The sequence below is a fragment of the Novosphingobium sp. B-7 genome, from assembly GCF_000410615.1.
GTDB lineage: Bacteria > Pseudomonadota > Alphaproteobacteria > Sphingomonadales > Sphingomonadaceae > Novosphingobium > Novosphingobium capsulatum.
In genome coordinates this window covers 1-9,681 of record NZ_APCQ01000163.1, presented here as the reverse complement: position 1 = coordinate 9,681, position 9,681 = coordinate 1, and the positions used below count along the sequence as shown (strand labels likewise).

At 66.6% G+C, this 9,681-nt stretch carries 9 protein-coding genes; 7 read left to right on the top strand and 2 right to left on the bottom strand.

Annotation, left to right across the window (positions count from 1 at the left end):
• A partial coding sequence (locus H926_RS0101950; protein ID WP_022674800.1) for a sensor histidine kinase occupies nt 1-1,095 on the top strand: 1,095 nt, incomplete at its 5' end.
• Between the two features lie 13 nt (nt 1,096-1,108).
• Nucleotides 1,109-1,735, top strand: coding sequence for a response regulator transcription factor (locus tag H926_RS0101945; protein WP_022674799.1), 627 nt, complete (start codon nt 1,109-1,111; stop codon nt 1,733-1,735).
• A 114-nt stretch (nt 1,736-1,849) separates the two neighbouring features.
• On the opposite strand, the gene H926_RS0101940 is transcribed toward H926_RS0101945, so the two are convergent.
• A complete protein-coding gene (locus H926_RS0101940) occupies nt 1,850-2,695 on the bottom strand; it encodes a class III extradiol dioxygenase family protein (RefSeq protein WP_022674798.1) in 846 nt (281 codons plus the stop codon).
• Nucleotides 2,692-3,099 carry a protocatechuate 4,5-dioxygenase subunit alpha gene (locus H926_RS25160; RefSeq protein WP_197279213.1) on the bottom strand — a complete coding sequence of 136 codons (408 nt, stop codon included), beginning with the start codon at nt 3,097-3,099 and terminating at the stop codon, nt 2,692-2,694. Before H926_RS25160 ends, H926_RS0101940 begins: the two co-directional genes overlap by 4 nt.
• A gap of 206 nt (nt 3,100-3,305) precedes the next feature.
• Here H926_RS25160 and H926_RS0101930 point away from each other — a divergent pair, with 206 nt between their 5' ends.
• The 5 genes from H926_RS0101930 to H926_RS25145 all read left to right on the top strand — a co-directional run bounded on the left by H926_RS0101930 (nt 3,306) and on the right by H926_RS25145 (nt 9,655).
• Entirely contained in the window at nt 3,306-3,680 is a 375-nt protein-coding gene (locus H926_RS0101930; RefSeq protein WP_022674796.1) for a hypothetical protein, read from the top strand.
• Nucleotides 3,681-3,808: 128 nt separating this feature from the next.
• The gene (locus H926_RS30650; protein ID WP_022674795.1) at nt 3,809-4,792 is read left to right on the top strand and encodes a sensor histidine kinase; all 984 of its coding nucleotides are present in this window, start codon (nt 3,809-3,811) and stop codon (nt 4,790-4,792) included.
• A 134-nt stretch (nt 4,793-4,926) separates the two neighbouring features.
• Entirely contained in the window at nt 4,927-6,651 is a 1,725-nt protein-coding gene (locus H926_RS25150) for a type I secretion system permease/ATPase (protein ID WP_043607428.1), read from the top strand.
• The gene (locus tag H926_RS0101915) at nt 6,648-8,000 is read left to right on the top strand and encodes an HlyD family type I secretion periplasmic adaptor subunit (RefSeq protein ID WP_028657453.1); all 1,353 of its coding nucleotides are present in this window, start codon (nt 6,648-6,650) and stop codon (nt 7,998-8,000) included. Before H926_RS25150 ends, H926_RS0101915 begins: the two co-directional genes overlap by 4 nt.
• A 14-nt stretch (nt 8,001-8,014) precedes the next feature.
• The gene (locus H926_RS25145) at nt 8,015-9,655 is read left to right on the top strand and encodes a TolC family protein (RefSeq protein ID WP_022674792.1); all 1,641 of its coding nucleotides are present in this window, start codon (nt 8,015-8,017) and stop codon (nt 9,653-9,655) included.
• Nucleotides 9,656-9,681 lie beyond the last annotated feature (26 nt).

The following is a 9,681-nucleotide window of genomic DNA, read 5'->3' as shown; positions in this document are numbered from 1 at the left end:
GCGCGCCGCAACCGCGTGTTGGCCAGCGCCTTGCGCCAGGCCTGCCTCACCATGGGGGCACGCGGCGCGGCTCTTGCGGTGGCCTGGGGTGACGAGCCCTGGATCGATCTGCTGATCGAGGACGATGGCCGCGTCACGAGCGAGCGCCAGGGCCCGAGCGCCCTGTCCACGGCCCTGGCCATGCCTGCCCCGCCCACCCTGTTCGATCGCCAGCGCGCGCGCCGCATCGGCCTGCCGGCGGAGCACCAGTTGGTGATCGAGCGCAGCACTGCCGCCATTCCGCTGGCCGAGATCTGCGGCGTCAACGAAGGCATTCTTGCCACGTTCAGTTCTGTTTCCAGCCAGGGGCAGCTGCTGGTCTGGGGCATTCCCGCCATGGCGGTGGACGACCTGCCGTGGATGAGCGCCCTGGTTCGCGAGATCGGCCTGGCGCTCGACCGCGAGGAAATGGCCACCCTGGCCAAGAGCTCGGCCGTGGCCGAAGTGCGCAATGCCCTGGCGCGCGACCTTCACGACAGCGTCGTACAGTTCCTGGCCGGCACGATGTTCCGGCTCGAGGCGCTGCGTCGCCGCCTGCGCGACGGCAAGGACCCTGAGGGCGAAATCGTGGCGATGAAGGAAGCGCTGCGCCGCGAGCAGGCGCAGTTGCGCGTGATGATCGACCGGCTGCGCCGCGGCGAGGACGGTGATCGCGCTGCCGACGTGACCGAGGAATTGCGCAGCCTGGTCGAGGAAATGTCGGCCCACTGGCGCGTCCATATCCGCTTTGACGGACAGACCGGCCCGCTGCCGGTGCCAATCCATCTTGCCTATGAATTGCGACAAATGGTGCGCGAGGCTGTTGCCAATGCCGCTCGACATGGCCAGTGCAGCGAAGTGATGATTTCGCTCCACCACGACGGGTCCACCCTGACCGTTACGATTGCAGACGACGGGGTTGGCTTTCCAGGGGCGGGCCAGTTGTGCCAGCCGCGCTCGATCACCGAGCGCGTGGCGGCACTGGGTGGCCGCGTGCGCATCGCCGAACATTCCAACAACCATCTGCGCCCGGGCGCCCGCCTCGATATCGAAGTGCCCACCCGCATCAATGCATGACAGGCCTGAAGGCATGACCACGATCCTTGTTGCTGACGACCACGGCTTTATCCGCGCCGGCGTTGCCGCCGTGCTGCGCGACAGCCGCTTCAAAGTGGTCGCCGCCACGGCCAGCGGCGAGGAAACGCTGGACGCGATCGCCACCCACGATCCCGAAATCGTCGTGCTGGATATCAACATGCCCGGCATGAACGGGGTCCAGGTGCTCGAAACGCTGCGGGCCCGGGGCGATCGGCGGCGGGTCGTGCTGCTGACTGCCGAGCTGACCGATCGCAATCTGCTGGCGGTGATGCGCGCGGGCGTCGAGGGCATCGTCTCCAAGGATGGCGCCGGCGATGAACTGATCGATGTGCTGGCCAAGGTGGAGGAAGGCGAACGGGCCATTTCGGCAGACCTTCTGCAGCGCGCGCTTGACCTGTCGCTTCATCCCGAGGGCACCGGGCCGCTCGATCGCCTGAACCCACGCGAGCGGCGCATCGCCCGCCTGGTGGCGCGCGGCATGCGCAATCGCGATATCGGCGCGGAACTGAATATCGGCGAAGGCACCGTGAAGGTTTACCTTCACGCCATGTACCAGAAGCTGGGCATCGACAACCGCACCGAGCTGGCCCTGATGGCCGTCAACGATATGGCAGACTAAGGCCGTAGACCACCACGAGGGCTGCCAAAGAGAACCGGCGCGCCCTCCCCCCCAGGAAGACGCGCCGGCCTATCGGCCCGTATGCCACGGGCACGGGCCAAACCTGCCAAGCTGTCAGGTCGGGGTCAACACCAGCGTTGCTGCGGCCGTATTGCTGATCGGGATGTGATAATTCCGCGTCACTTCGGCATGCGGCCCCTGGCCCAGCGCGCCACGTGCGGCGATCCAGTTGACGATCTCCACCCCTTGCGTGCCGGCGATCGCGGCAACCTCTTCCGTCGAATGGCGCAACAGCGCCTCGGGATCGTTGGCCAGGTGATCGAGGCAGAAGCGGTCATAGTCGGCATTGATGAACCCGGCGCGCGCGCCATCCAGCTGATGCGACAAGCCGCCCGATCCGATCACCACCACGCGTGTGTCATCCTGCCAGGATTGCAACGCACGGTGGACGGCACGGCCCAGATCATAGCAGCGCTGCGGCGAGGGTAGCGGGTATTGCACGGTGTTGATCGCAATCGGCACGATCTTCACCGGCCAGGCCGCCACGTCGGGATAGGCGAGCTCGAACGGGATCGACAGGGCGTGGTCGACCTTCATCTTCTGGCACATCGTGATATCGAACCCGCTGCCGACCAGTTCCTCGATAATGTGCCAGGAAAGCCCGGGATCGCCTTGGAAAGTCTTGTAAACCGGCAGGCCCCAGCCTTCATCCTCGTTGGGATAGGCCGCCGCCGCGCCCACCGCGAACGTGGGCATGGCATCGAGGAAGAAGTTGAGCCCATGATCGTTGTAGAACACAATGGCCACGTCCGGGCGCGCCTGCGCCAGCCACGTTCGCACCGGTGGATAGCCATCGAAGAACGGCTTCCAATAGGGCTCTGCCTGGGCGCCGCGCGCAATCGCGCCGCCGATGCCGGGAACGTGGCTGCTGAAATAACCACCGATGATCTGCGCGCTCATGCCGCCACTCCCACGTCATTGCTGGCCGGGGCGCAGCCCGCGGCCTCGCCCTGGTCGAGCAGGTATTGCTTGAATTCGGCCACGCTCATGCCGGTTTGCAAGGCGCCGAGATCTTGCACGTTGAGGCCAAAAATGCCCGCCAGCTTGGCCAGGTAATAGACATTGCCACCTGCCTCGATCATCGCCAGCACATCGCGCCGCGCCACCGCATCGCGCTGTTCGGGCGTAAGGTTATAGCGCCGGCAGTACGCGTCTTCGTCGGCCAGGAATGCGGCGCGATTGGCCGTGTCGTTGAATGAAAAGCACATGGCATTGAGTTCGAAACCGCGGCTGGCGAGTTCACCATCGAACAGCAGCGTGCCGGCGATCCCGCGCCGCAGTGCCATACTTTCAGGGTTGGTCATCGCTGCATCCTCCATGCCCATCCGCCCTGGTCCGGTGACGGATCGGGCCACCTGTGCAAGATAGCCCAGCCGCGCGCCGCCTCCTTGACGCATGTCAAAAGCGGCAAAAGCGCGGGATAGTGGGTGCAGGAGCCATCGATAGGGATGGTTACGCAAGGGGCTGACCGGGCTTTTCAAGCCTTGCCAAACCCCGTCTAGGCAGGGTCATGGCCCTGACCAATGCCGAACGGCAACGCCGCTATCGCCAGAAACTCAAAGCCCGCGCATCGGGAGAGGCGGCAGGCGATCTGGTGCGCGCGATGGTGGACCGGGCGGTTGCCGTCCTATGGCGCGTGCGCGCCGCCGCCGCCCCCGAAGACGCCTTGATCGTTCCGGCCGGGTCGCCAGCAGATCTGCCCACCACCCCGCCCTCGCTGGACGCATTCCGCGCCACGCTAGCGCGGCATCCCGCCAGCCTGCTCGCACTGTGCCGCACCACGCTGCAACGCAGCCAGGCGCTTGGCCTGGAAGAGCGCGCCTTGCTCTGCAGCTTGCTGGAGATCGAGGCCGCATTAAGGCTGTCCCGCCCCCGCCAGCCCTAGTTATTTGGGCCAATTGGCCCGGCGCAAACGGAAAAAGGGCTGCGGTTCGCCGGCAATGGCGTTAACACTGTTTTACAAAGATCCGCCGCAGGGATTCGCCCGGCGCGGCCAGGGTCAAAGGGGCGCAGATGAAAGTTCTGACCGGGGTTTCCGGCATGATGCGCGCCGCGCTGATCCGGCAGCGCAGCGCACTGCAACAGGCGATCCTGTGCGCCCTTCTGGTGTTCGTGCCGTCGCTCCTGCGCCTGGTGATAGAGCCGCAACCTGCGGTGATGCCGTTCCTCGCGTTCTGGCCCACGGTGCTGATCGCCGCGCTGCTGCTGGAACAGGGTTTTGCCATGCTGGCCGTGTTCGGCTCGTTTGCCGTGGCGCAGTGGCTGTTTGCCGGATCGATCATGGGCATCGCCTGGCACGGTCGGCCGCTCGTGTCGCTGCTGGTGGGCGCCGCCTGCGTGGTCCTGGTCATGGGCATGGCGATAGTGGCGCGCACCACGGTGCGCGAACTTGACGCCGTCAACCGCCAGCAGGACACCTTCAACCGCGAATTGCGCCACCGTTGCCGCAACCTGCTGTCGATAATCCAGGCCCTGTCGGCGCGTGGGCCACGTGCCGAAAACCCGCTCGATTTCTTCCGCGAGTTTTCCCACCGCCTGGACAGCCTGGCCAAAGCCAGCGACCTGCTGCGCATCGGCACCGAAGCCGAAGGGCATCTTCCCGAACTGATCGAGCGCACTATCGGCCCCTTCGGCCAGGGATCACGCATCCGCCTGAGCGGCACTCCCTGCACAGTGCCCGAGCCAAGCTGCATTCCGCTGATCATGGCGGTGCACGAGCTGTGCACCAATGCGATCAAGCACGGCGCGCTGTCCGATCCCGCCGGCTGGGTCGATCTGCGCTGGTTTCTGGCACCCGATGGTGACCGGCTCTACCTGCTGTGGAAGGAATCGGGTGGGCCGCTGGTCAGCCCACCGGCCCACCAAGGCACGGGATCGCACCTGCTGCGCGCGCAGCCGGGGCTCGAAGCGGTCGATCTCATGTTCGATCCGCGCGGGGTCTGGTGCGAGATGCTGATCGTTGGCGCCCGCGCCTGCACGGCGGCAGAAGCCGCCTGAAACGCCACGTAACGGGCCTGATCTCAGCGTTATAGTTCCGAGCCGGAAGCATCTGCCGGAATGGCCTGATGCCACGCTGCTATACCCGCAAGGCAACAAGGGCCTTGTGGGGGTGTTACAACGTGGATCGGCAAATGCTGCGCCTGTTCCTGCGCAGATATCGCGGAAATCTTGGATTGGTCGCCGTGGCCAGCCTGCTGTTGAACGTCCTGGTCTTTGCCGGGTCGGGCTACATGATGCTGGTTTACGATTCGGTTCTGCCCAGCCGAAGCATTCCCACCCTGGTGGGGCTGTTTGTAATGCTGGTGCTGATCTACGTATTTCAAGCGGTTTTCGAGGCAATTCGGGCAGAGGCGCTGCTGGGCGTTGCCAATGGCGTGCACGATGATCTGTTCGGTGCTGTCCACTATGCCACGGTCGCCCGCCCGCTGCGCGCGGGGCCGGACAAGGGCGATGGCCTGCAGTTTGCCCGCGACCTGGACGCGGTGCACACGTTTCTGGCTGGCGCCGGCCCGGTTGCGCTGATCGACCTGCCCTGGGTGGTGATGTTCCTGGTGGTGCTGGCCGCACTGCACTGGTGGCTGGGGCTGACGGCGCTGGCCGGGGTCATGGTGATGGCAGTGTTGGCGCTACTGTCCAACCGTCGCACGCAAACCGCCTCGCGCGAGTTGGCGATGATCACCGGGCAGCGCAGCGCCGCCACGCTGTCCGAAATCCGCTTTGCCGAATCCGCCTTTGCCATGGGCATGCAGGATCGCCTCGTGTCGCGCACCTCTGGTTGGGAAAGCCAGTTCATTGCCGCGCAATCGGCACTGGCGCGCACCGTCTCGCGCCTGGGTGGGGCCAGCCGCACGTTCCGCATGCTGCTGCAATCGATCATCCTGACCGTGGGCGCGCTGCTGGTCATTGATGACAAGGCCAGCGGCGGCGTGATCCTGGCATCCTCGGTGCTCTCGGGCCGCGCCCTGGCACCGGTCGATTCCGCGATTGCCAACTGGAAAGGGCTCGTCGCCGCACGCAGCGGTTGGAGCCGGATCGTCCAGGCGATCACCACGTTCCGCCGCCCGCCAGAACGGCAGGTAACACTCGATCGCCCGCGCGGAGAACTTGCCCTGCGCGATCTGTGGGTGGCGCCACCGGGCACGCAGCGCTTCACCGTCCAGGGCGTGTCGCTGTCGCTGCAACCTGGCCAGGCCCTGGCCGTGATCGGCCCGAGCGCCGCGGGCAAGACGACGCTGGTGCGTGGCATCCTGGGAATCTGGAAACCCCAGCGTGGTGAGGTGCGGCTGGATGGCGCCACGCCAGACCAGTGGGATGCCGAAGCGCTGGGCAGTGCCTTTGGCTATGTGCCGCAAACGGTCGATCTGATCGATGGCACGGTAGGCCAGAACATCGCCCGGTTCGATCCGGCCGCAACGTCCGACGGGGTGATGGCCGCGGCGCGCGCCGCGAGCCTGCACGAGGCGATCCTGGCGCTTCCCGATGGCTATGACACCCAGGTTTCCGCCGGGGGCAGCGAGCTTTCCGCCGGGCAGCGCCAGCGGGTGGGCCTGGCCCGCGCGCTTTATGGCAACCCGCATCTGCTGATCCTGGACGAGGCCAATTCCAACCTCGATGCCGTGGGTGACGCCGCGCTCAACCGCGCGGTGATGGACATGCGCCAGCGTGGCGGCATCGTCATCATGATCACCCATCGCCCGGCCACGCTCGGCCCGATCAGCCACGTGGCCGTCATGCAGAATGGCCGCCTTGTCGATTTTGGCGAACGCGACGCCGTGATGCAGCGCACCTTGCCAGCCAACGAAACCCCCGCCGCGCCGCCGGCCGCCGGCCACCTGGCGAAGGAGGCCGCGCGATGAACGCCCCACTCTCTCCCGACGCTGTCAGGCAGTTGCTGCCAACGCTGTGGATCGACCAACCCACCACGCCGCGCCCCCACGCGCCGCGCCTGCTGGTACGGCTGGTCTTCGCCTTGGCCGGGCTGATGGCCCTGCTGTTTGCCTTGGCCGCGATCGTGCCGATCGGTGGCGCGGTGATCGGCGGTGGCCAGGTGGGTGTGGAAAGCAGGGTCAAGCGCATTGCCCATCCCACCGGGGGCGTGATCACCACGATCGCGGTGATCAATGGCCAGCATGTGCGCCAGGGCGAACTGCTGATGCGGCTGGATGACCGCGTGACCGGCGCCGATGCCACCTATTCCAACCTCACCGTAGAACAGCTGCTAGCGCAGAAAGCCAGGCTGGAGGCAGAGCGGCTGGGCCTGGGCCAGGTGGTCTTCCCGGCCGACCTTTTGCGAGCGGGCAACCCCAGCGCAGCCAAGGCCATGGCTGACGAGCAGCACCTGTTCGCCATGCGCCAGACCGAAGAAGGCCAGCTGCGCGCCCAGCTCGCCGCGCGCGTGGCGCAATACAACCAGCAGATCACCGGGCTTCAAGCCCAGATCGATGCCCTGCGCCAGCAACGCCACCTGATCGAGCCGGAACGCCAGGGCGTGCGCGATCTGTGGGACAAGCAGCTGGTCACGATCAACCGCCTGAATCAGCTGGAACGCACGGCCGTGGATATCGACGGGCAAGTGGCGCAGTTGCAGGCGCAGATCGCCCAGACCCGCGCCCGCATTACCGAAGCGCAGGAGCAATCGATCCAGACGGTGCAGACCCGGCGCGTCCAAGCCGGCACCGATCTGGCCCAGGTCAATACCGCGCTCAACCAGCAGCAGTTGCGCAAGGTCAGCGCATCGGACCAGAAGGATCGCAGCGAAATCCGCGCGCCCTATTCCGGCACGATCGAAAAGATTGCCTTTGCCGCGATCGGCGATGTCGTACGGCCAGCCGAGCCGATCATGGAAATCGTGCCCGATCACGATGTCATGGTCGTCGAAGCTTCGGTCAGCCCCGCCGACATCGACCAGGTGCGCGTGGGCCAGGCGGCGCGGGTGCGGTTTTCCGCGTTCAACCGCGCCGCGACCCCGGAAATTCCCGGCCGGGTGATCTATGTCGCCACCGATCGGACAGACAACCAGGAAACGCGCCAGGCCTATTACACCGTGCGGATCGCGGTCGACCAGGCCGCCGTGGCGCGCGAGGGGCTGGCGCTGCGCAGCGGGATGCCCGCCGAAACCTATATCGAGACCGGCAACCGGTCGCTGCTGTCCTATGTCACCAAGCCGCTGCGTGACCAGTTCATGCGCGCTTTCCGCGACAATTGAGGGGGATTTCCGCCATGCGCCCTGCCCTGCGCCATCTGCGCCCCGTCTGCGTGCGCCGGTCACGCGTGTGCCTAAACCTGCGCCTAAACCTGCACTGGGCCTGCGCCACGGCCGCGCTGGCCCTGCTTATGCCCACCGCTCGGGCGCAGGAGGCAGTCGATATCGATCGCAGCGCCGGCCTGCCGCCCGAAACCCCGGCAGACATCGCCGAAGGCGCGCTGTCAGGCCGGCCGGTTTCCACGCTGACCGATGCCCTGCGCTATGCCTATTGGACATCGCCGGCCCTGCTGGCCCAGCGCAGCAGCACGCAGAGCAGCGCCTGGGGCGTGGCACAGGCACGCGCCGGCTATGGCCCCAAGCTGGACTATGCCCTGACCTATGGCTGGACCCGCGACCGGTTCGAAATTGCCAAGGGCGTGTTTCTGGGCCGCAGCGGTTGGACATCTACCGCCACGGCCGTGTTGACCCAACCCTTGTTCAGCTTTGGCCGGTCGTTTGCCAACGAACGCGGCGCACGCGCCCAGGCCGCCTATCAGCAGGCCGTGCTGCAATCGGCCGAACAGCAAGCCCTGCTCGATGCGGCCGATGCCTTTGTCGGCCTGCGCCGCACCCGCACGGCCGTGGCCATCGCTGCAGACAACCTGGCCGCGCTGACCCGCGAATTGACCGACAATCGCGCGCGCCTGGCCGCGCACGAGGTGACGGCCACCGATATCCAGCAGGTGGAAACCAGGGTGGAACTGGGCCGCGTGCAATTGCTTGCCGCGCAGCGCGACGCCGGCACGGCCGAGGCTGCATTCCTGCGCATGGTCGGCACGCGGCCGGGCGATCTTGCGCCGCCACCGCCGCTGCAATTGCCGGTGGCCGATCTCGAAGAAGCCTATGCCTATGCCGAAACGCATAACCCGCTGATCCATGCCGCGCAGGAGCGCGAGCGCGCCTCGCGCGCCAGCGTGGAAGCGGCCAGGGCAGAGCGCCGCCCACGCGTCGATTTCCAGGGGTCGGCAGCCCTGCTGCCTTACTCGGCCGGCTTTTCCAACTATTCCGATACCTTGCGCCAGACCGAGATCAAGGGCGTGGTCACGCTGTCTGGTCCCCTGTTTGACAGTGGCGAGCGCGCCGCGCGCGTACACGCCGCGCAAGCGGCCAATGATGCCGATTGGCGCCTGATGGACGCCACCTTGCGCGAAAATCGTGCGGCCCTTGCCGGCGCATGGAACGATTGGCAGGCCCAGACCGCCGCGATCGACACCCTCGCCAAGGCGGTGGCCTCTGCGCAAAACGCCTATGATGGCGCCGTGCTGCAAGAGCGGGCGGGCATGTTCACCACGCTCGACGTGCTGCAACTGGCGCGCGAACTGCTCCAGGCGCGCAGCGCCTACAACGATGGGGTGGCCGGCGCCTATCTTGCCAAGGTGCAGGTACTGGCCGCGCTGGGCGCACTCGATGCTGCATGGCTCCTGCCCGATGGCCCCCGTCGCGATGCGCAGGGCGATGCTTGGCGCGTGGCCGGCAAGGCCGATGTGCCGCTCGTGACCGACGCCGTGCGCGCGCTTGATGGCCTGGTGGAAGGCAGCGCGCCTCCCCGCTCTGCGCGCGATCCGGCGGCGCGCACGCTTATCCCCATGGCAGAGCTGTCACGTGGCGAAAACTAACGGATGCCGCTGGCTTTAAGGCCGTC

Excerpts from the sequence above, each read along its gene's own strand:
- H926_RS0101945 (WP_022674799.1), top strand. The coding sequence starts at position 1,109 with ATGACCACGATCCTTGTTGCTGACGACCACGGCTTTATCCGCGCCGGC.
- H926_RS0101940 (WP_022674798.1), bottom strand. The coding sequence starts at position 2,695 with ATGAGCGCGCAGATCATCGGTGGTTATTTCAGCAGCCACGTTCCCGGC.
- H926_RS25160 (WP_197279213.1), bottom strand. The coding sequence starts at position 3,099 with ATGACCAACCCTGAAAGTATGGCACTGCGGCGCGGGATCGCCGGCACG.
- H926_RS0101930 (WP_022674796.1), top strand. The coding sequence starts at position 3,306 with ATGGCCCTGACCAATGCCGAACGGCAACGCCGCTATCGCCAGAAACTC.
- H926_RS30650 (WP_022674795.1), top strand. The coding sequence starts at position 3,809 with ATGAAAGTTCTGACCGGGGTTTCCGGCATGATGCGCGCCGCGCTGATC.
- H926_RS25150 (WP_043607428.1), top strand. The coding sequence starts at position 4,927 with ATGCTGCGCCTGTTCCTGCGCAGATATCGCGGAAATCTTGGATTGGTC.
- H926_RS0101915 (WP_028657453.1), top strand. The coding sequence starts at position 6,648 with ATGAACGCCCCACTCTCTCCCGACGCTGTCAGGCAGTTGCTGCCAACG.
- H926_RS25145 (WP_022674792.1), top strand. The coding sequence starts at position 8,015 with ATGCGCCCTGCCCTGCGCCATCTGCGCCCCGTCTGCGTGCGCCGGTCA.